Below are 26,984 nucleotides of genomic sequence, written 5' to 3' on the forward strand. Positions count from 1 at the left end.
TAGCGTGACAGCGGCTGATCACATCGAACGTTGCTCAATAAAGGCTGCCCGACCGGCGGCACGAAAAGGGGCCGCCCCGGACGCGGAGTCCGAGGCGGCCCTGACGGTGAGGAGGGCGGCTAGCCGATCGTGTGCATCCAGCCGTGCCGGTCCTCGGCCTTTCCGCGCTGGATGTCGAGGAGCGCCTCGCGCAGCTTCACGGTGACCGGGCCGGGCTCGCCGCCGGAGTGCCGCCACTCGCCGCCGGCGCGCTTGACGGTGCCGACGGGGGTGATCACCGCGGCCGTGCCGCAGGCGAAGACCTCCGTCAGCGTGCCGTTCGCGGCGTCGCCCTGCCACTGCTCGAGGGAGACGCGGCTCTCCTCGGACTCGAAGCCGAGGTCGCGGGCGACCTGGAGGAGGGAGTCACGGGTGACGCCCTCCAGGATGGAGCCGGTGAGGGTGGGCGTGACGATCTTGTCGCCGTACACGAAGTACAGGTTCATCCCGCCGAGTTCCTCGACCCACCGGTGCTCGACCGCGTCGAGGTAGCAGACCTGGTCACAGCCCTTGGCGGCGGCCTCGGCCTGGGCGAGCAGGGAAGCCGCGTAGTTGCCCCCCGTCTTGGCGTCTCCCATGCCACCGGGGACGGCGCGGACGCGGTCCTCGGAGACCCAGATGGAGACCGGCTTCACCCCGCCGGCGAAGTAGGCACCCGCGGGGGAGGCGATGACGAGGAAGAGGTACTCGTTGGCGGGCTTCACGCCCAGGCCGACCTCGGTCGCGATCATGAACGGGCGCAGGTAGAGGGACTCCTCGCCGCCGTGCGCGGGCACCCAGTCCTTGTCCTGGCGGACCAGCGCGTCGCAGGCCTCGATGAACGTCTCGACCGGCAGTTCGGGCATGGCGAGACGGCGGGCGGAGCGCTGGAAGCGCTTGGCGTTCTGGTCCGGGCGGAAGGTGGCCACCGAGCCGTCGGGACGGCGGTAGGCCTTCAGGCCCTCGAAGATCTCCTGGGCGTAGTGCAGGACGTTGGTCGCCGGGTCGAGCGGGATCGGCGCGTACGGAACGAGCTGACCGTCGTGCCAGCCGCGGCCCTCGGTCCACTTGATCGTCACCATGTGGTCGGTGAAGTGGCGGCCGAACCCGGGACTCGTCAGGATCGCCGTGCGCTCGGCGTCGGAGAGCGGGCTGGCGGAGGGCTTGAGCTCGATCGTGGGCGTCGTCATGAGTGGTTGTCCTTCACCGGTGTTGTAGTGACGGGCCGCTTCCGTTCCTGTACGCCCAGTGCTAGGACGTCCGAGCATTCCCTCATTCCGCGGCTCCGCGTTCGATTATCGCGCGCGTTCGGCGGTGGAAGAAACAGGGAAAAAGGCGGCCCGGGGTCGATGGTTGCACCCGGCGGGGACGTGCGAAAGCCGCCGGGTGCGGATGCGACCCGGCGGCTTCGAATGGTTTCGAGGTGGCGCGGGCGTCAGCCGGCTACTCGTACGGCGAGCGCGTCGCCGATCTCGGTGGTGCTGCGGGCCGGCCTGCCGGTGCGCTCCGCGAGGTCGGCGGAGACGGCGTCCTCGATGCGGGCGGCCTCGGACTCGTAGCCCAGGTGGCGCAACAGGAGGGCGACGGACAGGACCGTGGCGGTGGGGTCGGCCTTGCCCTGGCCCGCGATGTCCGGGGCCGAGCCGTGCACGGGCTCGAACATGGACGGGAAGTCGCCGGCGGGGTTGATGTTGCCGCTGGCGGCGACGCCGATGCCGCCGGAGACGGCCGCGGCGAGGTCGGTGATGATGTCGCCGAACAGGTTGTCCGTGACGATGACGTCGAAGCGCTCGGGCTGGGTGACCAGGTAGATGGTTGCCGCGTCGACGTGCATGTACTCGGTGGTGACCTCGGGGAACTCCTCGGCCACCTTGTTGAAGACGTCGGTCCACAGGTGACCGGCGAAGGTCAGCACGTTGTTCTTGTGGATCAGCGCGAGCTTCTTGCGGGGGCGGGCCTGGGCGCGGGTGAAGGCGTCCCGCACCACACGCTCGACACCGAAGGCCGTGTTCACGGAGACCTCGGTGGCGACCTCGTGCTCGGTGCCCTTGCGGATGGTGCCGCCGTTGCCGGTGTACGGGCCCTCGGTGCCCTCGCGGACGACCACGAAGTCGATCTGCGGCTCACCGGCCAGCGGGGTGGCGACACCCGGCAGCAGCTTCGAGGGACGCAGGTTGACGTGGTGGTCGAAGGCGAAGCGGAGCTTGAGCAGGAAGCCGCGCTCCAGGACGCCGGACGGCACCGACGGGTCACCGATCGCGCCGAGCAGGATCGCGTCGTGCTTCTTCAGCGCGTCGAGGTCGGCGTCGGTGAGCGTCTCACCGGTGGCGTGGTAGCGCCGGGCGCCGAAGTCGAACTCCTTGGTCTCCAGCTTCACCTCCTGCGGGAGGACGGCGGAGAGGACCTTGAGACCCTCGGCCACCACCTCCTGGCCGATGCCGTCACCGGGGATCACTGCGAGATTGATGCTGCGAGACATGCCAGCACCCTACTCGCCGTCCCAGGGGATGACATGGACCGTCCGCGATACGGACATGGACGGGGTGACCGGCCCGCGGCGCGGGGCCGGACGGGTGCCCGGCCCGAGGCGCGGCGCGGGGCCGGACGTCCCGTGCGGATCCCACACCGCGCCCCGTCCGGGAGCGGCTCCCGGACCCTGGGGCGACCCGGTCCGGCCCGGCGTGCCTGGACGGGGCCGCCCGGCGCGGCCTGGACTGCGGCCGGGGCGACCCGGTCGGCCGTCGGCGGGCACCGGTTCGATCAGTGGCCGGTTTCGCCGCCGTTGTCACGGCGGTCGAGGGCACGCTGGAGGGCCGCGGCGGCGTTCTTGCGGTCGGACTCGGTCGTACGGGAGGCGTGGCGGACTCGGCTGCGGACGGTCGTCTCGGCCATGGGAAATCGACTCCATTCGAGGAACCAGGGAGTGCGGCGGGGGTTGCGAGACTCCCCCACTGCCTGAACGGCGGGGGGGTGGCACCAGAGGGGCCGGGGAGCGGTGCCGCAGGGGTTGCCTGCACGGGCCCGGCTCACGACCGCCATTCGCTGGGTCGAGCGAGACGTTCGGCTCCTACAAAACTAAGGGAGGAGCCCGCGCCTGTCTCCACAATTACTCGGACTTCCTACTATCTGAGACGGCGTACCGGGTCGCACCGCGCTGACCTGCACTTGGCGGGAATCGTGGCACCCGGCGAGCGCAGCGCCCGGACGAGCGGGCCGGCAGTGACCGTGACGGCCGCCGGCCGGACCCGGCCGGCTGGTCAGTGGATCGCCGCGGCGACCGCCTCCCGGAAGCCGTCGGGATCCTCCGCCCACGGCAGGTGCCCGGCCGTCGGCAGCGTCACCCGGCGCACCGCCGGCAGGGCCCGTTCCAGGGAGTCCACGGCCGAGCGCGGGCGGATGTCCCGTGCCCCGTCCACGATCAGCACGGGTACGTCGAGGGACGCGCAGGCGGCGAAGAGCTCGGGCGTGCCCCAGCGGCGCCTGCGTTCCTCGTTGAGGACCTTGCTGCACCCGGCGGCGACGCCGAACCAGGGGTCGGCCATCCGCCCGGCGTGCGCCAGGGCCCGGTCGCGGTCCTCGAACTCGACGGACCACTGGAGCACGGCGCGCTCCCGCGCCTCCTCGTCGGTGAAGAGTCGGCGGCCGGTCAACTCCCGCCAGCGGTGCAGCCGTTCCGGATGTTCGCCGAGCCGGGCCAGGAAGTTCTCACGATAGTCGGGATGCCAGTCGGCGTCGGGCCCGATGCCCGTCCCGCTGACGTAGATCAGCGTGCTCACCCGCTCCGGATGCGCGAGGGCGTACCTCAACGCCAGTTGGGCGCCCCAGGAGTGGCCGAGCAGCGCCATGGCCGGCAGGCCGAAGTGGTCGCGTACGGCGTCCAGGTCGGCCACGAACCGCTCGGTCGTCCACGGGCCGTCGCTGCGCTGCGAGCGCCCGCAGCCGCGCTGGTCCCAGCGGATCACGGTGGCCCGGTCGGTGAGTTCGCCGCCGACGTCGTGGAACATGTCCCACAGGCCCGGCCCACCGTGGCACAGCACCAGCGGCTCGCCCCCGCCCGCCCGCGCCGTCCAGAGCCGTGCCCCGTCGTCGGCGGTCACCTTCTCCTGGGTCCACGTCATACGGCCAGTCTGCCCGCCCGGACACGCCGACGGGCCAGGTCGGGGAAGACCTGGCCCGTCCGGGTGCGCGGGGTGTCAGCCCATGTGCGGGTAGGTGTAGTCGGTCGGCGGGACCAGCGTCTCCTTGATGGCGCGGGTCAGGGTCCAGCGCATCAGGTTCTGCGGGGCGCCGGCCTTGTCGTCGGTGCCGGAGGCGCGGCCGCCGCCGAAGGGCTGCTGGCCGACGACGGCGCCGGTCGACTTGTCGTTGATGTAGAAGTTGCCGGCCGCGTAGCGCAGCTTCTCCATCGTGTAGGCGGCCGCGGCGCGGTCGTTGGCGATGACCGAACCGGTGAGGGCGTAGTCGGACACCGACTCCATCTGGGTCAGCATCTCGTCGTAACGGTCGTCCTCGTAGACGTGCACGGCGAGGAACGGGCCGAAGTACTCCGTCGTGAAGACCTCGTTCTCCGGGTCGGTGCACTCGACGACGGTGGGGCGCACGAAGTAGCCGACCGAGTCGTCGTAGGTACCACCCGCGACGATCGTGCAGGTCGGGTCCGCCTTCGCGCGGTCGATCGCGGCCTTGTTCTTGGCGAAGGCCCGCTCGTCGATGACCGCGCCGATGAAGTTCGACAGGTCGGTCACGTCACCCATGGTGAGGTAGTCGACCTCGGCGGCGAACTCCTCCTTGAAACCGGAGTTCCAGATGGAGGCCGGGATGTACGCGCGCGAGGTCGCGGAACACTTCTGGCCCTGGTACTCGAAGGCACCGCGCGTGAGGGCGGTCTTCAGCACGGCCGGGTCGGCACTCGGGTGGGCGACGACGAAGTCCTTGCCGCCGGTCTCGCCGACCAGTCGCGGGTAGGAGCGGTACTTCTCGATGTTGGCGCCGACCGTCTTCCACAGGTACTGGAAGGTCTTCGTCGAGCCGGTGAAGTGGATGCCGGCCAGGTCCCGGTGCTGGAGGGCGACCTCGGACACCTCGATGCCGTCGCCGGTGACGAGGTTGATGACGCCCTTGGGCAGTCCGGCCTCCTCCAGGAGCCGCATCAGCAGCACGGCGGCGTGGGTCTGCGTCGGGGACGGCTTCCAGACCACCACGTTGCCCATCAGCGCGGGCGCGGTGGGCAGGTTGCCCGCGATGGCCGTGAAGTTGAACGGCGTGATCGCGTAGACGAAGCCCTCCAGCGGGCGGTGGTCCAGCCGGTTCCACACGCCCGGGGAGTTCGCCGGGGGCTGCTCGGCGAGGATCTGGCGGGCGTAGGCGACGTTGAAGCGCCAGAAGTCGACCAGCTCGCAGGGGGTGTCGATCTCGGCCTGCTGGGCGGTCTTGGACTGGCCGAGCATGGTGGAGGCCGCGAGGGTCTCGCGCCAGGGGCCGGCCAGCAGTTCGGCGGCGCGCAGGATGATCGCGGCGCGGTCGTCGAAGGCCATCGCACGCCAGGCGGGCGCGGCGGCGAGGGCCGCGTCGATCGCGTCCTGCGCGTCCTGCCGGGTGGCATTGGCGTAGGTGCCGAGGCGCGCCTTGTGGTTGTGCGGCTGCACGACGTCGAAGCGCTCGCCGCCGCCCATCCGCTTCTCGCCTCCGATGGTCATCGGCAGGTCGATCGGGTTGTCGGCCAGCTCCTTGAGCTTGGCCTCCAGCCGGGCACGCTCGGGAGAGCCGGGGGCGTAGCCGTGCACCGGCTCGTTGACGGGGGTGGGGACCTGGGTCACAGCGTCCATGAGATCCGTAACTCCTTGACTTGAGCGGGTGGTGCGGGCTCAGCCCTTGCTGACCATGGAGCGGAGGAAGAAGCGCAGGTTCGCCGGCTTCTCCGCCAGCCGCCGCATGAAGTAGCCGTACCAGTCGGTGCCGTAGGCGGTGTAGACGCGCATGCGGTGGCCCTCGGCGGCCAGTCGCAGGTGCTCGTCGCCGCGGATGCCGTACAACATCTGGAACTCGTACTCGTCGGGCTTGCGGCCCGCTTTGCGGGCCAGTTCCTGGGCGATGGAGATCAGGCGCGGGTCGTGAGAGCCGATCATCGGGTATCCCGCGCCCTCCATCAGCGTGCGCAGAATGCGGACGTACGCCTTGTCGATCTCGTGTTTCTGCTGGTAGGCGACCTCGGCGGGCTCCTTGTAGGCGCCCTTCACGAGCCGGACGCGGCTCCCGCTCCCCGCGAGGCGGCGGGCGTCGGCCTCGGTGCGGAAGAGGTAGGCCTGGATGACGCAGCCGGTCTGCGGGAAGTCCTTCCGCAGCTCCTCGTGGATGGCGAACATCGAGTCGAGGGTGGTGTGGTCCTCGGCGTCCAGGGTGACGGTCGTGCCGATGGCGGCGGCGGCCTCGACGACCGGGCGGACGTTGGCGAGGGCCAGCTCGTGGCCGCCGTGGAAGGCGGGGGCGGTCCCGTCGGCCGGGGCGGTCGTGGGCGACGCGAGGGCCTGGCCGAACATGGACAGCTTGACCGACATCTCGACGCGCTCGCCGAGCCGGAGCTCCTTCAGGCGGTCCACCAGCTCCAGGTAGGCGTCACGGGCGGCGGCGGCCTGCTCGGGCGTGGTGATGTCCTCGCCGACGACGTCCATCGTCAGCTCCAGGCCCCTGGCGGTCAGCTCCTCGATGATCGGGACGATGTCGTCCACCGTCTCACCGGGGATGAAGCGGTCCACGACCTGCTTCGTCACCGGGGCCGCCGAGATCAGGCGTCGCATCCGGTCGCTGCGCGACGCGGCGAGAATCACGGGACCCAGCACGGGGCACCTCCACATACCAACCCATACGAGGCCGCTTCCCGACGATTCGGGAACGGCACGGAGAACCACCGTGAAACCTAAGGATCCCTCCGATCCTCGGCCATCGACAGCTGTCACGCATCCATGCCGCGTATCTCAGACAGATGTATGAAGGGGGGGTGTGATGCGGGAGAATGACCGGGTGACGGCGGATTTCAAGGGTGAGTACCAGGAGCTGGTCGACGAGATCTCGGAGCTGCTCGGCGTCCCCGCGACCCTGGAGAACCGTGACTTCGAGCTGATCGCGTTCGGCGTCTACGACAGCGAGGACGAGCTGGACGCCGCCGCGCTGGACCCGGTGCGCACCCGGTCGATCCTGACCCGGCGTTCCACACCGGCGGTCCGGACCTGGTTCGAGGGCTTCGGCATCACCCGCGCCACGGCCCCGGTCCGTATCCCGCCGACCCCCGAGGCCGGAGTCCACCGGGGCCGCGTCTGCCTCCCGGTGCGCCACCGGGGGGTCGTCCTCGGCTACGTCTGGCTGCTGGACGGCGATCCGGGCCCCTCGGACGACCAGTTGGCGGGCGCGATGGAGGTGACGGGCCGGATCGGCGCGCTGCTCGCGGACGAGGCCCAGCACGGCGCCGACCTGACCCGCGAGCTGCGGGCGGTCCTGGCCGCCGACCGGGGCTGGCGGCGGGACATGGCGGTGGCGGAGCTGCGCACCGCGCTCGGTGCCCGCGCGGACGGCCCTCACACGGTGGTGTGTGTCGCGCCCTGGCCGTCGGCCGACCCCGACGACGCGCCGTCGCTGCGGACCCTGCCCGGCGCGGAGGCCCTGTGCACCGTGCCGTGGGGGCTGAGCGGCCAGTGCCTCGCGGTGCTGGTCCGGCTGCGCTCGACGGAGACCCTGACCCCGGCGGCCTCGGCGGCGGCACGGCTGCTGGACCGGACCGGCGGGGCGGGTGCCGCCGGGATCGCGGCGGGACGGGCCGGCCTCGCGGAGCTGGGGGCGGCCTGGCAGGAGGCATCGGGGGCGGCACGGGCGGCGCTCGCGGAGCCCCGCCTCGGTCCGACCGCCGACTGGGCGTCGATCGGGCCCTACCGTCTGCTGACCTCGCTGCCCCCCGACTCCGCCCACGACCCGGCCGTACGGGCCCTGCTGGCCCCCGCCCACCGGGAACTGGCCCGCACCGCCGAGGCGTACCTGGACTGCGCGGGCCAGGCGGGCCGCACGGCCGCGGAGTTGGGCATCCACCGGCAGACGCTGTACTACCGGCTGTCGCGGGTGGAGCAGTTGACGGGCCTGGACCTGGACGACGGCGAGGACCGGCTGCTGCTGCACATGACCCTCAAGGCGCGGCGGCTCTGAGACCCCCGCACCGACACGAGGGATCGTCGTCGACAACGATCGTCATCGCGTCACGGTCGGCGCACCCCCTTCGCGGTCGGTGCCGGCGCGCCGGCCTCCGACCAGCGGCTGCACGTCCGGGACGAGCGGTGTCGGCCCCGGACCCGTCGGCGCGCCCGGGTCGTGAACCTGCCGGCCGTCCTCCGGGACCACCCGGGCCCCGGCCGCCTGTTCATCCGCCCCGGCCGGGTGCTCGTACGGCACTTCGCCGACCGGGTGATCGGGATGCGCCGGGGGCGGGTCACTTCCGGGTGACGCCCTCGATCACCCGACGCAGGCCTTCGGCCAGCTGCTCGGCCTCGGGGGCGCTCTCCGGGTCGAAGGTCCACTGCGCCAGGAGGCCCATCATCAGGGTCAGGTAGAAGGAGCCGAGGGTGTCCACCGTGTCGTCCGTGACGTCCTCCTCCCGGCCCCCGTGGAAGATGGTGACGATGCCGCGCGCGGCCTCCCGCTGGGCCCGTGCCAGATGGTCCCGCAACTCGGGCAGTTGGTCGCCCATGACCGTGATCTCCATGCTGAGCCGCCACATCGAGCCGGGGTCCCGCATGGTGCCGACGATGTTCGACCACACCTCGGCGAACCGCTCGATCGAGCCGGGCTCCCCCCGGAGCCCCTCGGCCCCCTCGAAGGCGACGGACATGCCCTCCACCATCTCCACGTAGGCCTGCGCGAGCAGCGCGTCCTTCGAGCCGTAGTGGTAGCCGATCGAGGCCAGGTTGGTGCCGGACTCCTTGACGATGTCGCGCGCGGTCGTGCGCGCGAACCCTTTCGCCAGCAGGCAGCGCTTGGCGCCTTCGAGCAGATCCTCGCGGTGTCCCATGACGCCACCTTATCCCGGATCCATACGTCCGTCCTATACGCTTGTCATAGACAAACGTATAGGACGAGCGTACATTCGCCGGCATGACAACCAACCCGATGGGCGACGTGCGGGCCGGCCGCCGCGAATGGACCGCGCTCGGCGTGCTGATGCTGCCGCTGCTGCTGGTCTCGATGGACGTCTCCGTCCTGTACTTCGCGATCCCCGCGATCAGCGCCGACCTGGAGCCGACCGGCACCCAGCAGCTGTGGATCTTCGACATCTACGCGTTCGTGCTGGCCGGCCTGCTGATGACGATGGGCTCGCTCGGCGACCGCGTCGGCCACCGCCGGCTGCTCCTGATCGGAGCCGTGGCCTTCGGCACCGCCTCGCTGGTGGCGGCGTACGCGAACAGCGCCGAGACCCTGATCGCGGCCCGCGCGATCCTCGGCGTCGGCGGCGCGACCCTGATGCCGTCGACGCTGGCCATGCTCCGCACGATGTTCACCGACCCCGGCCAGCGCGCGAAGGCGATCGGCCTGTGGTCCGGCGTGATGACGGCCGGGATCGCGCTCGGTTCGGTGATGAGCGGGGTGCTCGTCGAGCACTTCTGGTGGGGCTCGGTCTTCCTGGTCAACCTGCCCGCGATGGCCCTGCTGCTGATCCTCGGCCCGCTCCTGCTCCCCGAGTCCGAGAAGCCCGGGTGCGGCCGCTTCGACCTGCTGAGCGTGCCGCTGTCGATGGCCGCCGTGCTGCCCGTGGTCTACGGCTTGAAGGAGATCCCCTCCGAGGGCTGGAACGTCCGCTACGTCGTCTCGATCACCCTCGGTCTGCTGTTCGCGGCGCTCTTCGTCCACCGCCAGCGCAACGCCGCCTCACCGATGATCCCCCCGGACCTGTTCCGTGGCCGGGGCTTCGCCCCCTCGGTCGCCCTGAACCTCGTCTCGGCGTTCGGCATCATGGGCTCGGCGTACTTCACCACCCAGTACCTGCAGTCCGTGCTCGACAAGAGCGCACTGGAGGCGGCCCTGTGGGCACTACTGCCCTCGGTACCGATCGGCGCGGCGGCACCGGTCGCGACCGGGCTGGTGCACAGGGGCGCCGATCGCGCCCACGTCGTGACCGCGGGTTTCCTGATCGCCGCGTCCGGCTTCGGTCTGCTGGCGCTCGCCGGTACGGACTCGATGTGGCTGGTGCTGGTCTCCTGCGCGGTGCTCGCCGTCGGGAGCGTGGTGGTGATGTCCCAGATCATGGACCTCGCGATGGGCACCGCCCCCGTGGAACGGGCCGGCACCGCGTCCTCGCTGATGGAGACCGGCGCCGAGTTCGGCGGTGCGCTGGGCATGGCGGTCCTCGGCTCCATCGGTACGGCGGTCTACCGCCACGAGATGCCGCCCTCGTCTCCCGCCGAGGCACGGGAGACCCTGGGCGGCGCGCTGGCGGTGGCCGACCGGGTGCCGGGCCTCGCGACGGCCGCCCGCGAGGCGTTCACCAGCGGAATGCAGGGGGCGGCGGTCGCGGGGGCCGTGCTGTTGACAGCGGCGGCAGCGCTGGCAGCGGTCACGCTGCGGCGGGTCGACGTACGGGAGCAGGCATGCGAAGCGCCGGACGAGCGTCTCAGCCCGTCCGGGGCGGTGTGACGACAAGGTCCCTCGGGACCGGTGCGGGGGTCTGGGGGCAGCAGCCCCCAGCCGCCCTCACTCAGACCAGGTTCACCGCACGGGCGGACGTCGCGCCGATCTCCACACCGACCTCGCCCAGCACCCCGGAGGGAACCGCGTCGTCCACCGTGAGAACGGCCAGCGCCTCCCCACCGACCGCCGCGCGAGCGACCTGCATGCCGGCGATGTTGATCCCCGCCTCGCCGAAGATGCGCCCGACGGTGCCGACGACACCCGGACGGTCCTCGTACCGCAGCACGACCATGTGGTCGGCCAGGGCGAGATCCACGTCGTACTCGCCGACCGCCACGATCTTCTGAAGGTGCTTCGGGCCGGCCAGCGTGCCGGAGACCGACACCTCCTCGCCGTTGCCGAGCGTGCCGCGCACGGTGACGACGTTGCGGTGGTCGGCCGACTCCGAGCTGGTCGTCAGCCGCACCTCGACGCCGCGCTCCTGGGCGAACAGCGGGGCGTTGACGTACGACACGGTCTCGTCGACGACGTCCTCGAACACACCCTTGAGGGCGGACAGCTCCAGCACCTTCACGTCGTGCTGGGTGATCTCGCCGTAGACCTCGACGTCGAGGCGGACGGCGACCTCACCGGCGAGGGCGGTGAAGATGCGGCCGAGGCGCTCCGCGAGGGGCAGGCCGGGCTTGACGTCCTCGGCGATGACGCCGCCCTGGACGTTCACCGCGTCCGGGACCAGCTCACCGGCGAGGGCGAGACGCACCGAGCGGGCGACGGCGATACCGGCCTTCTCCTGCGCCTCGTCGGTGGAGGCACCGAGGTGCGGAGTGGCGACGACCTGGTCGAACTCGAACAGCGGGGAGTCCGTGCAGGGCTCCTTCGCGTACACGTCGAGGCCGGCGCCGGCGACCCGGCCCTCCTTCAGCGCCGAGTACAGCGCCTCCTCGTCGACGATGCCGCCACGGGCGGCGTTGACGATCCGCACGCTCGGCTTGACCTTGCGCAGGGCCTCGTCGCCGATCAGCCCGACCGTCTCGGGGGTCTTGGGCAGGTGGACGGTGATGAAGTCGGAGACCTCGAGCAGCTCGTCCAGCGACAGCACCTTGACGCCCATCTGAGCGGCGCGCGCGGGCTGCACGTACGGGTCGTAGGCGACGACCTTCATACCGAAGCCGGACATCCGCTGGGCGACGAGCGCGCCGATGCGGCCGAGGCCCACGACACCGAGGGTCTTCTCGGCCAGCTCCACGCCGGTGTACTTGCTCCGCTTCCACTCGCCGTTCTTCAGCGCGGCGTTGGCCTGCGGGATGTGGCGGGCCGTGGCGAGCAGGAGGCCGCAGGCCAGTTCGGCGGCGGTCACGATGTTGGAGGTGGGGGCGTTGACGACCATCACGCCGGCCTTGGTGGCGGCGGAGACGTCGACGTTGTCCAGGCCGACACCGGCTCGTGCGACGACCTTCAACTTGTTGGCGGCGGCGATCGCCTCGGAGTCCACCTTGGTGGCGGAGCGGATCAGGATCGCGTCGACGTCGGCGATGGCCGGGAGCAGTTCGGCCCGGTCCGCTCCGTTGCAGTGCCGGATCTCGAAGTCCGGGCCAAGCGCGTCCACGGTCGCGGGCGACAGCTCTTCAGCGATGAGTACGACAGGTTTCGAGCTCACGTGAGTCCTCACAAGTCCAGAGCGTGCGGACGGCCGTCCCGACGGCCGCAGGCGGAGGAGGGGCTAGCCGCGTGGAAGACGCACGACGCTGTGGGCCTGACGCGTATTAATGCAGCAGTGTAGTGCCGGGGCGAGGAGCGTCCTGCGCCTCTGCGGAAGGATCACCCGTCCGTGGCCGGACGGGTTGGACAACACCATGACACACGGCGTTACCCCGGGTTAGCCGAAGGGGCCGGAGCGATCCGCTCCGGCCCCCGGCGTGAGGCCTACGCCTCCTCGTCGACCCAGCTCATCAGCTTGCGCAGCTGCTTGCCGGTGGTCTCCAGCAGGTGCTCGGAGTCGGCCGTCTTGTACTCGTTGTACTTCTTCAGACCGCCGTGGTACTCGTCCATCCAGTTCCGGGCGAAGGTGCCGTCCTGGATCTCGGCGAGGACCTGCTTCATCTCGGCCTTGGTGGCGTCCGTGATGATGCGCGGGCCGGTGACGTAGTCGCCCCACTCGGCGGTCTCGGAGACCGACCAGCGCATCTTCTCCAGGCCGCCCTCGTACATGAGGTCCACGATCAGCTTCAGCTCGTGCAGGCACTCGAAGTAGGCGATCTCCGGCTGGTAGCCGGCCTCGACCAGGGTCTCGAAGCCCGCCTTCACCAGCGCCGAGGTGCCACCGCACAGCACGGCCTGCTCGCCGAAGAGGTCGGTCTCGGTCTCCTCGGTGAAGGTGGTCTTGATGACACCGGCGCGGGTGCCGCCGATGGCCTTTGCGTACGACAGGGCCAGCGCGAAGGCGTTGCCGGTGGCGTCCTGCTCGACGGCCGCGATCGCGGGGACGCCGCGGCCCTCCTCGTACTGGCGGCGGACCAGGTGGCCCGGACCCTTCGGGGCGACCAGGGCGACGTCCACGCCGGCCGGGGCCTTGATGAAACCGAAGCGGACGTTGAAGCCGTGCGCGAAGAACAGCGCGTCGCCGTCGTTCAGGTTCGGGGCGATGGACTCCTCGTAGACCTGGGCCTGGATCGGGTCCGGGATCAGGATCATGATGAGGTCGGCCTCGGCGGCGGCCTCCGCCGGGCTCACCACGCGCAGACCCTGCTCCTCGGCCTTGGCCTTGGACTTGGAGCCCTCGTGCAGGCCGACCCGCACGTCGACACCGGAGTCGCGCAGCGACAGGGCGTGGGCGTGGCCCTGGCTGCCGTAACCGATGACCGCGACCTTGCGGCCCTGGATGATGGACAGGTCGGCGTCGGCGTCGTAGAACAGCTCGGCCACTTTGGGTTCTCTCCTTGGTGTGCAGGTGTTGCGTCCCACCGTATGACGGCGGGCGGAAGGGAAGTCTCGGGGTCTCGGTATCCGGGCGGCCGGTGTCGGCGACCGCCCGTTCTCCGTCGTTACGCCGACCGGTCCAGTGCGCGCAGTGACCGGTCGGTGATCGATCGGGAGCCGCGGCCGATCGCGATCGTGCCGGACTGGACCAGCTCCTTGATGCCGTACGGTTCCAGCATCTTGAGCATGGCGGAGAGCTTGTCGCTGCCGCCGGTGGCCTCGATGGTCACGGCCTCCGGGGAGACGTCCACGGTCTTGGCGCGGAACAGCTGGACGATCTCGGTGATCTGGGAACGCGTCTCGTTGTCGGCGCGCACCTTCACCAGAACGAGTTCGCGCTGAACGGCCGATCCGGGTTCCAGTTCGACGATCTTCAGCACGTTGACGAGCTTGTTGAGCTGCTTGGTGACCTGTTCGAGCGGCAGCTCCTCGATCACGTTCACCACGATGGTGATGCGCGAGATCTCGGGGTGCTCGGTGACGCCGACCGCGAGCGAGTCGATGTTGAAGCCGCGGCGGGAGAACAGGGCGGCGATCCGGGCGAGGATGCCGGGCGTGTTCTCCACCAGGACGGAGAGCGTGTGCTTGGACATGTCTCTTGGGTCTTCCTCGCTCAGTCGTCTTCGTTGTCGCCGAAGTCGGGGCGGACGTCCCGTGCGGCCATGATCTCGTCGTTGGAGGTGCCGGCGGCGACCATCGGCCACACCATCGCGTCCTCGTGGACGATGAAGTCCACGACGACCGGGCGGTCGTTGACGGAGTTCGCCTCTTCGAGGACCTTGTCCAGGTCGGCGGGGTCCTCGCAGCGGATCGCGTAGCAGCCCATCGCCTCCGACAGCTTCACGAAGTCGGGGACGCGGGTGCCGGCGCTCGGCTGCCTGCCGTCGGCGTCGGGGCCGCTGTGCAGCACCGTGTTGGAGTAGCGCTGGTTGTAGAAGAGGGTCTGCCACTGGCGGACCATTCCGAGGGCGCCGTTGTTGATGATGGCGACCTTGATCGGGATGTTGTTGAGGGCGCAGGTGGTCAGTTCCTGATTGGTCATCTGGAAGCAGCCGTCGCCGTCGATCGCCCAGACCGTCTTCGAGGGGACGCCGGCCTTGGCGCCCATCGCGGCCGGGACCGCGTAGCCCATCGTCCCGGCGCCGCCGGAGTTCAGCCAGGTGGCGGGCTTGTCGTACTGGATGAAGTGCGCGGCCCACATCTGGTGCTGGCCGACGCCCGCCGCGAACACCGTGCCCTCGGGCGCGAGTTGCCCGATGCGCTCGATGACCTGCTGCGGGGAGAGCGAGCCGTCCTGGGGCTGGTCGTAGCCCAGCGGGTAGGTCTCGCGCCAGCGGCTCAGATCCTTCCACCAGGCGCTGTAGTCGCCAGGACCGGTCTCACCGTGCTCCTTCTGCACGGCCTGGATCAGGTCGGCGAGGACCTCGCGGGCGTCACCCACGATCGGCACGTCGGCGGCGCGGTTCTTGCCGATCTCGGCCGGATCGATGTCCGCGTGGACGATCTTGGCGTACGGCGCGAAGCTGTCGAGCTTTCCGGTGACGCGGTCGTCGAAGCGGGCGCCGAGGGCGACGATCAGGTCGGCCTTCTGGAGTCCGGTGACGGCGGCCACCGAGCCGTGCATGCCGGGCATGCCCAGGTGCTGCGGGTGGGTGTCGGGGAACGCGCCCAGCCCCATCAGGGTGGTGGTCACGGGCGCGCCGGTCAGCTCGGCGAGGACCTTCAGCTCTGCGGTCGCCCGGGCCTTGAGGACGCCGCCGCCGACGTAGAGGATCGGCCGCTTCGCGGCGGTGATCAGCTTCGCGGCCTCGCGGATCTGCTTGGCGTGCGGCTTGGTCACCGGGCGGTAGCCGGGCAGGTCCATGGTGGGCGGCCAGGAGAAGGTCGTCCGCGCCTGGAGGGCGTCCTTGGCGATGTCGACCAGGACCGGGCCGGGGCGGCCGGTGGAGGCGATGTGGAACGCCTGCGCGATGATCCGCGGGATGTCCTCGGCCTTGGTGACCAGGAAGTTGTGCTTGGTGATCGGCATGGTGATGCCGACGATGTCCGCCTCCTGGAAGGCGTCCGTGCCGATCGCCTTGGAGGCGACCTGGCCGGTGATCGCGACCAGCGGCACCGAGTCCATGTGGGCGTCGGCGATCGGCGTGACCAGGTTGGTGGCGCCGGGGCCGGAGGTGGCCATGCAGACGCCGACCTTGCCGGTGGCCTGCGCGTAGCCGGTGGCGGCGTGGCCCGCACCCTGCTCGTGGCGGACCAGGACGTGACGGACCCTCGTCGAATCCATCAGGGGGTCATACGCGGGAAGGATCGCACCGCCGGGAATGCCGAATACCGTGTCGGCGCCGACCTCCTCGAGAGAACGGATGAGGGACTGCGCACCCGTCACGTGCTCGACGGACACGGAGTTCTGTCCTCCGGATCGGGGCCGCGGCTGCGGGTGATGGGCCCCGGTGGCCTGCTCGGTCATCGGCATTCTCTTCTCGATGCTGAGGGTTTTTGCGAGGTTCGTGCGGTGTTCGACTGCTGGACGACAGGTGCTGGTGCAACAAAAAACCCCTCGTGCCGAAAGGCAAGCGAGGGGAGCGCGCCGGGGTGGTCGCCGGGATTCCGGATCGTCTCCGGTGGGTCCCAGCTCAGCCGACGCGCTGTCCAAGTACGAGAATTCGGGTGCGCATGGCATTGACCCTCCCCCCGGCACGCATCGACTGTCAAGTGGGTGGGACGGGGGTCTCATCATGTGAACGCAGAGCCGTCCCGCCACCCAGGCTTCCGCCGCTCAGGACCGCCGACACACCCCCGGTGTACACCCCCGTCCCGCCTCCGGCGAACGCCGGTTCGGCGGGGCCGTGCGGCACCGGACAACTGCCCCGGCCGAGCGCCCGGCGCAGCCGGTACTCGTCGAGCGGTCCGGCGAACGCCATGCCCTGCCCGTGCGTGCAACCCATCGCGCGCAGGGCGAGGACCTGCTCGGGCTGGTCCACGCCCTCGGCCACGGTCTGGAGCCCGAGATCGCCGGCGATCCGCAGCAGCCCACTGGTGATCTTGTGCAGCCGCGCGGACTCCACGACCCCCTCGACCAGGGCGCGGTCGAGTTTCAGCACGTCCACGGGGAGTCGGCGCAGTGCTGTGATGGCCACGCCGCCGCCGAAGCCGTCCAGCGCGATCCGGACACCGAGGCGCCGCAGCGCGGCGAGCCGGCGCTCCAGGTCGTCCAGCGACACCTTGGCATCGATGTCGGACAGCTCTATCACCAGCGACCCGGACGGCAGCCCGTGCCGGGTCAGCAGTGCCTCGACGGAGCCCAGCGGCAGCGAGCGGTCCAGCAGGCGCCGGGCGCCCACCTGGACCACCACCGGTACGTTCAGCCCGGTCGCGGACCGGTCCGCGGCCTGCTCGACGGCCTGCTCCAGCACCCAACGGCCCAGCTCGGCGGTCCGGTCGCCCTCGTCCGCCGCCACCCGCAGGAACTCGGCGGGGGTGAACAGCACCCCCTGGGAGGACCGCCAGCGGGGCTGGGCCGCGACCGTCGAGATCCGGCCGTCCTCCAGCCGCACCACGGGCTGGTGCAGCAGCGCGAACTCGCCGTCGTGCAGAGCGGCCCGCAGCCGTGTCGCCAGCTCCGCCTTCCGTACGACGTCCTGCTGCATCTGCGGCCTGTACAGCTCGACCCGGCCCTTGCCGCCCGCCTTGGCGCGGTACATGGCGAGGTCGGCGTTGCGCAGCAGCTCGCCGGCGCCGAACCCCGCCTCGGCGAAGGCCACACCGATGGAGGCGGCCACCCGCACCTCGGTGCCGTCGATCAGATAGGGCTGGGAGAGGGTGAGCCGCAGCCGGTCGGCCAGTTCCAGTATGTGACCCTCGTGGGCGCCGCGGTCGCGGGTGGCGTCGCCGACGATCAGGGCGGCGAACTCGTCACCGCCGAGCCGGGAGGCGGTGTCCCCCTGCCGCACGGCGTCCTGGAGCCTGCGGGCGGCCTGGACGAGGAGTTCGTCGCCCGCCTGATGGCCGATGGTGTCGTTGACGGCCTTGAAGCCGTCGAGGTCGATGAACAGGACGGCGGTGTTGCGCAGGGCGGTGCCCCGGTCGGAGCTGCGGCGGCCGGAGAGCGCCTGCTGCACGCGTCGCGTGAACAGGGCGCGGTTGGGCAGATCGGTGAGCGGATCGTGCTCGGCGTTGTGCTGGAGCTGTGCCTGGAGGCGCACCCGCTCGGTCACGTCCCTGCTGTTGAAGATCAGGCCGCCGTGGTGCCGGTTCACGGTGGACTCGACATTGAGCCAGCCGCCCCCGCCGGAGCGGAAGCGGCATTCGATACGGGTGGTGGGCTCCTCCTGGGGACTGGCGGCGAGGAAGCGGCGCACCTCGTGCACCACGCACCCCAGGTCCTCCGGATGGATGAGGTCGGCCAGCTCGATGCCCACCAGGTCCTCGGCGGACCGTCCGTAGACACCGGCGGCCGCCGGGGAGACGTAGCGCAGGACGCCGCTGGGGGCGGCGATCATGATGACGTCGCTGGAGCCCTGCACCAGGGAGCGGAAGTGGTTCTCCTTCTGAGCCAGTTCCTGGGTGAGGGTGATGTTGTCGAGCAGCATGATGCCCTGGCGCACCACGAGGGCCAGCACCACGGCGCCGCCGGTGAGCAGGACGACGCGGTCGACGCTGCGGCCGTTGAGGACGTTGTAGAGGATGCCCAGGGTGCAGACGGCGGCGGCGAGATACGGCGTGAGGGCGGCGAGGGAGCCGGTGATGGGGCGGGTGGCCGGATAACGGCTCGGGTCGGCTCCGGGCGCGGGCGTCCGCACGGGCGGCTGGGGCGGCCGGACGCCGGTGTGCTGCCGGGGCACATGCTCGTGCACCACGCGCGTGTGCCCCGTGGCGCGCGCCCGCCGGTGCCGGCCGGCGGCCCAGGGGGCGTAGGCGAGCAGCAGGGAACCGGCGAACCAGCCGGCATCGAGGAGCTGGCCCGAGCGGTAGTTGTTGTGCATCAGCGGTGAGGTGAACAGGGCGTCGCACATGACGGTCAGCGCGAGAGCGCTGACGGCGGTGTTGACCGCCGTGCGGTTGACCGGCGAGCGCCGGAAGTGCAGCACGAGCACCATGCTGACCAGGGCGATGTCGAGCAGCGGATACGCCAGGGTGAGCGCCGCGTGGGCCACGCTCGGTCCGTCGAGGTCCGCGGCCTGGGCGAGCGCGAGGCTCCAGGCGAGGGTGATCAGCGAGCCGGCGATCAGCCAGGCGTCGAGCGCGAGGCAGACCCAGCCGGCCCTGGTCACGGGCCGGGCGGCGAGCACCAGCAGCCCCACGATCGCGGGTGGCGCGAAGCAGAGGAAGAACACGTCGGCGTAGCTGGGGCTGGGCACGGGCCGCTCCAGGACGACCTCGTACCACCCCCAGACAAGGTTGCCCAGGGCCGCCATCGCCGACGAGAACGAGAACAGCAGCCAGGCCGGGCGCAGGCTGACGCGGCGGGTGCGCGCGTAGAGGAAGCAGGACACGGAGGCGGCGCCCGCGGCCGCCGAGAGGCCGAAGTCGCCCATGATCCGGGCGACCAGGTCGGACCCCCAGCCGAGCGCGGAACCGACGGCGTACCCCGCGCACACCAGCGCCAGCAGGAGTTGGTGGACCGTGTTCGATCTCCGGCCGCCGGGGGACGGCGGCCTGGTCGGCGGCGTTCCCGTCGGGGCCTGCGTCCGCAGTGCTCCGTCGAGGAGGGTCGTGGAGGTCGGCGGCGAACTCACCGGGGCCTCCCGGTCCGTGCCGCTGCCACGTCCCGCCCGCCCCGGTGCGCCGGGCGCGTAGGACCGCGGCGGCCGCTCCGACCGCGGTGGTGACGGTCGCCGGGCCGGCTCCCGAGACCGGTGGGGCCCTCGCTCGCGCGCGTCGCCGTGCACCAGGGCCGTCGTCGGCGGCTCCGCCGCGTCAGGTCGTTCGTCCGTAGGCCGTGCATCGCCCGTCGCCCCCCTCACAGTCTGAAACGTCCAACCCCGGCGCCGAACGGTGCACGGCGCAGCCCCTGTCGGGACGATACACCAGGATCGTCACTCAGGGACATAGCTTCTCTACGCTCAGTGACGACCAGCGACTATGCCGGTCGGACCGCGCGCGAAGGACTGCGGAGGGTGCTCGAACCGGGTCGCGCGGGTGCCGGGGCCGTCACGCCTCGCCGGTGGCGCCCGTCGTGAGGATCACGTTGCGCAGGGGCTCACGGTTCACGAATCGTCCCAACTGGTCCACCAGCAGACGCTTGGCGCGGGGCAGGAAGGCGGACGTGGGCCCGCCGACGTGCGGGCTGATCAGGACGCCCGGCGCCTGCCACAAGGGATGCTCCTGCGGCAGGGGTTCGGGGTCGGTGACGTCCAGGGCGGCGGTGAGGCGGCCGCTCTCCAGCTCGGTGAGCAGGGCCTTGGTGTCGACGACCGCGCCGCGGGCGACGTTGACCAGCAGCGCGCCGTCCTTCATCCGGGCGAGGAAATCGGCGTTCACCAACCCGCGGGTGGTCTCGGTCAGGGGCGTGGAGAGGATGACGACGTCCGCCTCGGGCAGCAGTGCGGACAGTTCGGTGAGTGGGCGCACGGGACCGCGCTCCGTAGTGCGCGCGGAGCGTGCGACGCGCGCCACCCGCGCGACCTCGAAGGGCACGAGCCGGTCCTCGATCGCCGAGCCGATCGCGCCGTACCCGACGATGAGGACGTTCTTGTCGGCGAGCGCGGGGTGGAACTCGCTCCGCCAGTGGCCCTGTTGCTGGGCGCGCACGAACTTCGGGACGCCGCGCAGGGAGGCCAGCGTGAGGGTGAGCGCCAGCTCGGCGGTGCTCGCCTCGTGCACCCCGCGCGCATTGCACAGCCGTACGCCCGGCGGGAGGTCGGTCAGGTGCGCGGTGACGTCGTCGACGCCGGCGGTGAGCGTCTGGACGACCCGGACGTTGCGCATCCGCGCCAGCGGACGCACCTTCACGGGCTGCCGCTTCATGTAAGGCACCACGTAGAAGACACAGTCGGCGGGGTCGCCGGGGAACCCCTGTTCCCCGGTGGGGCCTCCGTCCCAGAAGAGGGGGTTGAGCCCCTCGGGAAGCCCTTCGATCTCGTCCGGCGGGACGGGAAGCCACACGTCAGCAGTCATGGTCAGGAGGCTATGTCAGGCACGCCCGCGTGCAGAGGTTAGGTTGGTGGGCCGGGCGAGGGAGGGTCACGAGCAGGTGGAGCGCAGGACGATCGGCGCGGCGGCGCTCGCGGTGGGGGCCGTCGGACTCGGTTGCATGCCGATGAGTTGGGGCTACAGCGGGTCGCGGCAGCGGGGTGACGAGTCGCTGAGGGCGTTGCACCGGGCTCTGGATCTGGGCGTATCCCTGCTGGACACGGCCGACATGTACGGCCCGTTCACCAACGAGCTTTTGCTGGGGCGGGTGTTGAAGGAGCGGCGCGGTGACGCCTTCGTGTCGACGAAGGTGGGTCTGCTGGTCGGCGAGCAGCACATCGTCGCCAACGGCCGTCCGGGGTATGTGAGACGGGCCTGTGACGCCTCACTCCGACGGCTCCAGACGGACGTCATCGACCTCTACCAGTTGCACCGCGCGGACCCCGAGGTCCCGGTCGAGGAGACCTGGGGAGCGATGGCCGACCTGGTGCGGGCGGGCAAGGTGCGGGCGTTGGGGCTGTGCGCGGTGGGGGCGCGGGGCGGGCGCCGTGCGGGCGGGCGGCTGTACGACGCGACGATCCGGCAGCTGCGGCGGGTGCAGCAGGTCTTTCCGGTGAGCGCGGTGGAGGCGGAGTTGTCGGTGTGGTCGCCGGAGGCGCTGGACGCGCTGCTGCCGTGGTGCGAGGCCCGCGGTATCGGCTTCCTGGCGGCCATGCCCCTGGGGAATGGTTTCCTCACCGGCACGCTGACGCCGGGTGAGGGCTTCGAACCCGATGACATGCGCGCCCGGCACCCCCGCTTCACCGCCGAGATGATGGCCGCGAACCAGCCGATCGTCGCCGGCCTGCGCCGGGTGGCCGCCCGGCACGGCGAGGGCGTGACGGCGGCGCAGGTGGCGTTGGCCTGGGTGCTGGCGCAGGGGCCGCACGTGGTACCGGTGCCGGGAACCAAGCAGGAGCGGTGGGTCGCGCAGAACGCGGGGTCGGCCGTTCTGCGGCTGACCGGGCGGGATCTGGCGGAGCTGGCGGAGCTACCGGCGGCCCAGGGCTCGTGGGACTGACTGAGGACCGTGGCGCCCGGCGCCGGCGAGCCCGAACCCTGGGGTGTCCGGGGTCGCGGCGGAGTCGGGGGCACGGCACGGCGGAGTCCGGGCACGGCGGAGTCCGGGCACGGCGGAGTCCGGGCACCGCGGAGTCCGGGCACGGGCAAGCCGAACCTCGGAGAATCCCGGCTGCGGGAGGCCGGGGCCGCGGAGAAGCCGTGACCTGCAAGAAGCCGGAGCCACGGGGAAGCCGCGACCTCGGAGAATTTGAGGACCGCACCGAGTCGGGTTCCGGAGATCGGGAACTCATGGGGCGCGAGCGGTGTATGACAGGGAGAACCTGCCGCAGGACCGCCGCGTCGAAGGGACCAAGATCGTGCAACGTCGCGCAGTGACGGCCGTACTGGCCGCGAGTGTGTTCCTGCTGACGACAGGCTGCTCCTCGGACGACGGAGGCTCCCCCGGGGCCGCCCCGAGCCCGTCCGCCAGTCCCACGGCCGCGACCTCCTCACCGGCGGCCGAGGAGACCCCGCCGGCGAAAGGCACCGTGAAGGTGGTGCGCACCGTCGCCGAGGGCATGAACACGCCGTGGGGCCTCGCGCCGCTTCCCGGGGGCGGCCTGCTCGTGGCCTCCCGCGACGAGGGGACGATCACCCTCGTCGACGCGGCCAGCGGCAGGAAGACCGAGCTGGGCGAGGTGCCGGGCGTCTCGGCGGCCGGCGAGGGCGGCCTGCTCGGCATCGCCCTCTCCCCGGACTACGCCTCGGACCACATGGTCTACGCCTACTTCACCTCGGCGTCCGACAACCGCGTCGTCCGCATGCTGTACGACGCCGAGCGGCCGGCCGGCGAGCAGCTGGGCGCACCGGACACGGTCTTCCGGGGCATCCCCAAGGGCGTGATCCACAACGGCGGGCGGATCGCCTTCGGCCCGGACCGGATGCTGTACGTGGGCACCGGTGAGAGCGGACAGCAGGGCCTGTCGCAGGACAAGGGATCCCTGGGCGGCAAGATCCTGCGGCTGACCCCCGAAGGCGAGCCGGCCCCGGGCAATCCCTTCCCCGACTCCCCGGTGTACTCGTACGGCCACCGCAATGTGCAGGGCCTCGCCTGGGACGCCAGGCAGCGCCTGTTCGCCGCCGAGTTCGGCCAGAACACCTGGGACGAGCTGAACGCGATCGTGCCGGGCGGCAACTACGGCTGGCCGGAGGCCGAGGGCAGGTCCGACGACGGGAAGTACCGCAACCCGGTGGCGCAGTGGGACACCGCCGACGCCTCGCCCAGCGGTGTCGCCTACGCCGAGGGCTCGATGTGGATGGCCGGGCTCAGGGGGCAGCGCCTGTGGCGCGTCCCGCTGAAGGGGACGACGGCGTCGGCGGACTCGCAGCCGTTCCTGGAAGGTGAGTACGGCCGGCTCCGCACCGTGGTGGCGGCGGGCGGGGACAAGCTGTGGGTGACGACGAGCAACACGGACGGGCGTGGCACGCCGAAGGAGGGCGACGACCGGATCCTGGAGCTGGAGGTGAGCTGAGGGCTCAGGCGCCAGAGGGCGCCGCTGTCAGTGGCGGGGCTCCCGCGCGGGTGCCCCGTCGGCCTCCTCGTCCATGGGGTCGGGCGCTCGGACGACGACCTGCCCGGACGCCAGGTCTATCGGCCCGTGACCGGGGTCGGCGTCACCGACGTCCTGCCTGGTCAGCTCGAGGCGGTTGTGCTCGTCGCGGGTGTGCTTGCGGCCGGGTGCGAACAGTTCGTCGAACATGTTGAACACGGCGCCTCCCCTGCCGGTTCCCGCCAGCGTACGCCTCACCCCACGGGCGGCGCCTGGAGAGACCCGGCCGGGAAGAGTCCCAGCCGGTGCGCCACCGCCGCCGCCTCGCCCCGCCCGGAGACACCGAGCTTGGCCAGGATGTTGGAGACGTGGACGCTCGCCGTCTTCGGGGAGATGAAGAGTGCCTCGGCTATCTGGCGGTTGGTGCGGCCGGCCGAGACCAGGCGCAGCACGTCGCGCTCGCGGCTGGTGAGACCGAGGGCCTCGACCGGGTCGGTGGCGGCCGGGACCTGGCGGGAACCGGGTGTGAGCGCCAGCCGGGCGCGCTGGGCGAGCCGGGCGACGGCGTCGCCGAGCGGGCGGGCGCCGAGGTGGGCGGCGACGGCGTGGGCGAGGCGGAGCAGCTCGGCGGCGCGGTCGCGTTCGTCCTCGCCGCCCTCGGTCAGCAGGGCCTCGGCCAGGCGGTACCGGACGCGGGCGAGGTCGTAGGGACGCTCCATCCTCTCGAAGGCGGTGACCGCCTCGGCCCAGTCCTCGGGGCCGCCGCGGCCCTCGGCGCGCAGCAGCTCGGCGCGCAGCCAGCGTTCATGGGCCTGCCAGACGGGCACGACGGCGACGATCTTCTTCGCGGCCTCCCGGATGCGTTCGAGGAGTTCGGCGCGGCCCGGTTCGGCGGCGGGCAGGGCGCGGGCGTCGCCCTCGACGGCGGCCCCCATGAGGAGCAGGGGCCAGGCGTACCGCTGGGCACCGGGCGGGAAGCCCTGGTCGAGGGCGCGGGCGAGGTGGGCGCGGGCGTCCGGGAGCCGGCCCTCGCCCGCGGCGAGGGCGACGGCGAGGCGGGTGAGGGGGAGGTCGTGCTGGGGCGCGCGGTCGTGCGAGCTGAAATACGCCCGCGCCTCGGCCAGTCGGCGCCCGGCCTCGGCGAGGTCTCCGCGCTGGAGGGCGAGTTCGGCGCGCAGGGTGGCGTGCCCGCCCCGGATGCCCACGCCCTGGCCGATGCGTCCGACGGCGGCGCAGGCGCGGTCCACCTCGTCCCATCTGCCCAGCGGTAGGAGGGACTCCGCGAGGTTGCCCCAGATCCAGGCCTCCGTCTCGGACAGTCCGTGCCGTCGCGCGTAGGCGATGCCCTCCTCCAGGATCGGCAGGGCCTCGCGCGAGCGGCCGACCGCCTCGAGTTCGGAGGGGAGGTTGACGTAGGCGTTCAGCGCGACGGACGGGATGTCCGCCGCGAGGGCCTGGTCTTTGACGTCGTACAGCTCTGTGAGGCCGGGTTCGACATGGCCTGCGTCGACCATGAGGACGCCGAGGATCTGGCGCGCGTCGAGTTCGATCTCGCGGACGCCGATCATGCGGGCGTACTCCACGGCGTGCTCGGCGGCGGCGTAGGCGTCGGGTCCGGGGGCGTGCAGCATGGACCAGTTGGCGACATGGGTGAGCACCTCGGCGTGCACCTCGCTGGGCGGCAGGCCGCGCACCAGGTCCTGTGCGGTGGTCAGTTCCTCCCGGCCGCTGCCCCGGCCCAACGAGCGCACCAGCCGGGAGCGCTGCACCCAGAACCAGGCCGTCCGCAGCGGGTCGTCCTCGTCCTCCAGGAGCCGCAGCGCCCGCTTGGTGATCTTCAGGGCGCGTTCGCGTTCCCCGCAGAGACGGCCGGCGACGGCGGCCTCGGCCATGAGGTCGAGGAAGCGCAGCGGGGTGGTCTCGGGGTCGCAGCCGCAGGCGGGGTACGCCTCGGCGTAGTCGAGGGGGCGCAACCGGTTCCGTACGTCCTCGGGGGCGGAGTCCCAGAGTTCCATCGCGCGCTCCAGAAGCCTCAGTTGCTCGCTGTAGGCATGGCGGGAGCGGGCGGTGACGGAGGCGTCCAGGACGGCGGGCAGGGCCTTGGCCGGGTCGTGGGCGTGGTACCAGTAGCTGGCCAGGCGGGTGACGCGCTCGTCGGCGGGGACCAGCGTCGGGTCGGCCTCCAGGGCCTCGGCGTAGCGGCGGTTGAGGCGGGAGCGTTCGCCGGGCAGCAGGTCGTCGCCGACGGCCTCGCGGACCAGGGAGTGGCGGAAGCGGTAGCCGTCGCCTTCGGGAGTGGCGAGCAGGATGTTGGCGCCGACGGCGGCACGCAGGGCCTCGATGAGGTCGTCCTCGGTCAGCCGCGCGACGGCGGCGAGCAGTCGGTACTCGACGGTGGAGCCGCCCTCGGCAACGATCCGGGCGACTTTCTGGGCGCTCTCCGGCAGGGTCTCGACGCGGACGAGCAGCAGGTCGCGCAGGGTGTCGGTGAGGCCGGTGCAGCAGCCCTCGTGGGCGGCGACGGCGAGTTCCTCGACGAAGAAGGCGTTGCCGTCGGAACGTTCGAAGATGTCGTCGACCTGGGCCGGGTCGGGTTCGGCGGCGAGGATGCCGGCGATCTGGCGGCCGACCTCCTCGCGGGTGAGGCGGGCCAGTTCTAGGCGGTGGACGGTGCGCAGCCGGTCGAGTTCGGCGAGCAGGGGGCGCAGCGGGTGGCGGCGGTGGATGTCGTCGGAGCGGTAGGTGGCGAGGACGACGAGGCGGCCGGTGCGCAGGGTGCGCAGCAGGTAGGAGAGGAGGTGGCGGGTGGAGGCGTCGGCCCAGTGCAGGTCCTCCAGGGCCACCACGACGGTGCGGTCGGCGGCGACGCGCTCCAGGAGGCGGGCGGTGAGCTCGAAGAGGCGGGCCATGCTCTCCTCGTCGTGCCTGCCTCCGCTCGTCTCCCCCAACTCGGGCAAGAGCCGGGCGAGTTCCTCCTCCTGGCCGGCCGCGGCGGCGGCCAGCTCGTCCGGCAGTGCCCGGCGCAGGGCGCGCAGGGCGGTGGAGAACGGGGCGAAGGGCAGTCCGTCGGCGCCGATCTCGACACAGCCGCCGAGCGCGACGACGGCTCCCCGGCGGTCGGCGGCGGTGGCGAACTCCTCGACGAGCCGGGTCTTTCCGACCCCGGCCTCGCCGCCGATCAGCAGAGCCTGCGGCTCCCCCGCGGCGGCGCGGGCGAGCGCGTTGTCCAGGGTGTCCAACTCGTCGGTGCGGCCGACGAAGACGGGGCTGACGGACCTGTTCTCCACGGGGGCGAGCATCGCACGGCGGTACGAGGCCGGCCCACTGGATATCGGCGGCCCGGCCGTGACCGGTGGCCCCGTGCGCGTCGCCGGTCCGGCCGTGACCGGTGGCCCCGTCCGCGTCACCCGTCCGATCGTGATGGGTGTCCCGTGAGTTGTCGCCGCCCCGGTGGTCGTCGTCGCCCCGGTGGTCGTCGTCCCCGCCCCGGTGGTCGTCGTGGGCGTGGGGGGGGGGGGGAACCCCCCCCCGCCCCCCCCCCCCCCCCCCCCACCCCCCCCCCCCGACCCCCCACCCCTCCCCTCCCCCCTTTCCCCCCCCCTGGCCCGA

19 protein-coding genes are annotated in these 26,984 nt (G+C 71.7%); 4 read left to right on the forward strand and 15 right to left on the reverse strand.

Translation table 11 applies throughout. The annotated features are described in order from the left end of the window. Positions 1 to 119: 119 nt before the first annotated feature. From ACZ5Y0_RS34810 to ACZ5Y0_RS34835, 6 genes are all read right to left on the reverse strand, one after another. Positions 120 to 1,208 carry a branched-chain amino acid aminotransferase gene (locus ACZ5Y0_RS34810; RefSeq protein WP_469132657.1) on the reverse strand — a complete coding sequence of 363 codons (1,089 nt, stop codon included), beginning with the start codon at positions 1,206 to 1,208 and terminating at the stop codon, positions 120 to 122. Between the two features lie 245 nt (positions 1,209 to 1,453). Next, complete coding sequence (locus tag ACZ5Y0_RS34815) at positions 1,454 to 2,497, reverse strand: 3-isopropylmalate dehydrogenase (RefSeq protein WP_469132658.1); 1,044 nt, start codon at positions 2,495 to 2,497, stop codon at positions 1,454 to 1,456. A 281-nt stretch (positions 2,498 to 2,778) separates the two neighbouring features. Further along, positions 2,779 to 2,910: a hypothetical protein gene (locus ACZ5Y0_RS34820; protein WP_469132659.1), complete on the reverse strand. Its 132-nt coding sequence runs from the start codon at positions 2,908 to 2,910 to the stop codon at positions 2,779 to 2,781. 365 nt (positions 2,911 to 3,275) lie between these two features. Further along, positions 3,276 to 4,136, reverse strand: a complete 861-nt coding sequence (locus ACZ5Y0_RS34825; RefSeq protein ID WP_469132660.1) for an alpha/beta fold hydrolase — start codon at positions 4,134 to 4,136, stop codon at positions 3,276 to 3,278. A gap of 75 nt (positions 4,137 to 4,211) precedes the next feature. Next, on the reverse strand, positions 4,212 to 5,843 hold the full coding sequence (gene pruA / locus ACZ5Y0_RS34830) for an L-glutamate gamma-semialdehyde dehydrogenase (protein ID WP_469132661.1): 1,632 nt from the start codon (positions 5,841 to 5,843) through the stop codon (positions 4,212 to 4,214). A 39-nt stretch (positions 5,844 to 5,882) separates the two neighbouring features. Next, positions 5,883 to 6,854: a proline dehydrogenase family protein gene (locus ACZ5Y0_RS34835; RefSeq protein ID WP_469132662.1), complete on the reverse strand. Its 972-nt coding sequence runs from the start codon at positions 6,852 to 6,854 to the stop codon at positions 5,883 to 5,885. Positions 6,855 to 7,017: 163 nt separating this feature from the next. Between ACZ5Y0_RS34835 and ACZ5Y0_RS34840 the strand changes: the two genes are divergently transcribed. After that, positions 7,018 to 8,205, forward strand: coding sequence for a PucR family transcriptional regulator (locus ACZ5Y0_RS34840; RefSeq protein ID WP_469132663.1), 1,188 nt, complete (start codon positions 7,018 to 7,020; stop codon positions 8,203 to 8,205). 280 nt (positions 8,206 to 8,485) lie between these two features. On the opposite strand, the gene ACZ5Y0_RS34845 is transcribed toward ACZ5Y0_RS34840, so the two are convergent. Further along, positions 8,486 to 9,064 (reverse strand): TetR/AcrR family transcriptional regulator, encoded by a 579-nt coding sequence (locus ACZ5Y0_RS34845; RefSeq protein ID WP_469132664.1) that lies wholly within the window; start codon positions 9,062 to 9,064, stop codon positions 8,486 to 8,488. Between the two features lie 83 nt (positions 9,065 to 9,147). On the opposite strand from ACZ5Y0_RS34845, the gene ACZ5Y0_RS34850 reads away from it, so the two are divergent. Next, complete coding sequence (locus tag ACZ5Y0_RS34850) at positions 9,148 to 10,683, forward strand: MFS transporter (protein WP_469132665.1); 1,536 nt, start codon at positions 9,148 to 9,150, stop codon at positions 10,681 to 10,683. A 61-nt stretch (positions 10,684 to 10,744) separates the two neighbouring features. Here ACZ5Y0_RS34850 and serA read toward each other — a convergent pair whose 3' ends face one another. The 6 genes from serA to ACZ5Y0_RS34880 all read right to left on the reverse strand — a co-directional run bounded on the left by serA (position 10,745) and on the right by ACZ5Y0_RS34880 (position 20,769). Next, on the reverse strand, positions 10,745 to 12,334 hold the full coding sequence (serA, locus tag ACZ5Y0_RS34855; RefSeq protein ID WP_469132666.1) for a phosphoglycerate dehydrogenase: 1,590 nt from the start codon (positions 12,332 to 12,334) through the stop codon (positions 10,745 to 10,747). A gap of 266 nt (positions 12,335 to 12,600) precedes the next feature. Further along, positions 12,601 to 13,599: a ketol-acid reductoisomerase gene (gene ilvC / locus ACZ5Y0_RS34860; RefSeq protein ID WP_467520120.1), complete on the reverse strand. Its 999-nt coding sequence runs from the start codon at positions 13,597 to 13,599 to the stop codon at positions 12,601 to 12,603. 119 nt (positions 13,600 to 13,718) lie between these two features. Then, entirely contained in the window at positions 13,719 to 14,246 is a 528-nt protein-coding gene (gene ilvN / locus ACZ5Y0_RS34865) for an acetolactate synthase small subunit (RefSeq protein ID WP_469132667.1), read from the reverse strand. Between the two features lie 20 nt (positions 14,247 to 14,266). Beyond that, positions 14,267 to 16,120, reverse strand: coding sequence for an acetolactate synthase large subunit (locus ACZ5Y0_RS34870; protein WP_469132668.1), 1,854 nt, complete (start codon positions 16,118 to 16,120; stop codon positions 14,267 to 14,269). Between the two features lie 241 nt (positions 16,121 to 16,361). After that, the gene (locus tag ACZ5Y0_RS34875; protein ID WP_469132669.1) at positions 16,362 to 19,388 is read right to left on the reverse strand and encodes a putative bifunctional diguanylate cyclase/phosphodiesterase; all 3,027 of its coding nucleotides are present in this window, start codon (positions 19,386 to 19,388) and stop codon (positions 16,362 to 16,364) included. A gap of 415 nt (positions 19,389 to 19,803) precedes the next feature. Then, a complete protein-coding gene (locus ACZ5Y0_RS34880) occupies positions 19,804 to 20,769 on the reverse strand; it encodes a 2-hydroxyacid dehydrogenase (RefSeq protein WP_469132670.1) in 966 nt (321 codons plus the stop codon). Between the two features lie 76 nt (positions 20,770 to 20,845). On the opposite strand from ACZ5Y0_RS34880, the gene ACZ5Y0_RS34885 reads away from it, so the two are divergent. After that, positions 20,846 to 21,844, forward strand: a complete 999-nt coding sequence (locus ACZ5Y0_RS34885; protein ID WP_469132671.1) for an aldo/keto reductase — start codon at positions 20,846 to 20,848, stop codon at positions 21,842 to 21,844. A gap of 358 nt (positions 21,845 to 22,202) precedes the next feature. Next, on the forward strand, positions 22,203 to 23,357 hold the full coding sequence (locus ACZ5Y0_RS34890; RefSeq protein WP_469132672.1) for a PQQ-dependent sugar dehydrogenase: 1,155 nt from the start codon (positions 22,203 to 22,205) through the stop codon (positions 23,355 to 23,357). Positions 23,358 to 23,384: 27 nt separating this feature from the next. On the opposite strand, the gene ACZ5Y0_RS34895 is transcribed toward ACZ5Y0_RS34890, so the two are convergent. After that, complete coding sequence (locus tag ACZ5Y0_RS34895; RefSeq protein ID WP_469132673.1) at positions 23,385 to 23,594, reverse strand: DUF6191 domain-containing protein; 210 nt, start codon at positions 23,592 to 23,594, stop codon at positions 23,385 to 23,387. Positions 23,595 to 23,629: 35 nt separating this feature from the next. After that, on the reverse strand, positions 23,630 to 26,674 hold the full coding sequence (locus ACZ5Y0_RS34900) for a helix-turn-helix transcriptional regulator (RefSeq protein ID WP_469132674.1): 3,045 nt from the start codon (positions 26,672 to 26,674) through the stop codon (positions 23,630 to 23,632). Positions 26,675 to 26,984: the final 310 nt, after the last annotated feature.

It is taken from the genome of Streptomyces sp. NPDC033216 (assembly GCF_055577115.1).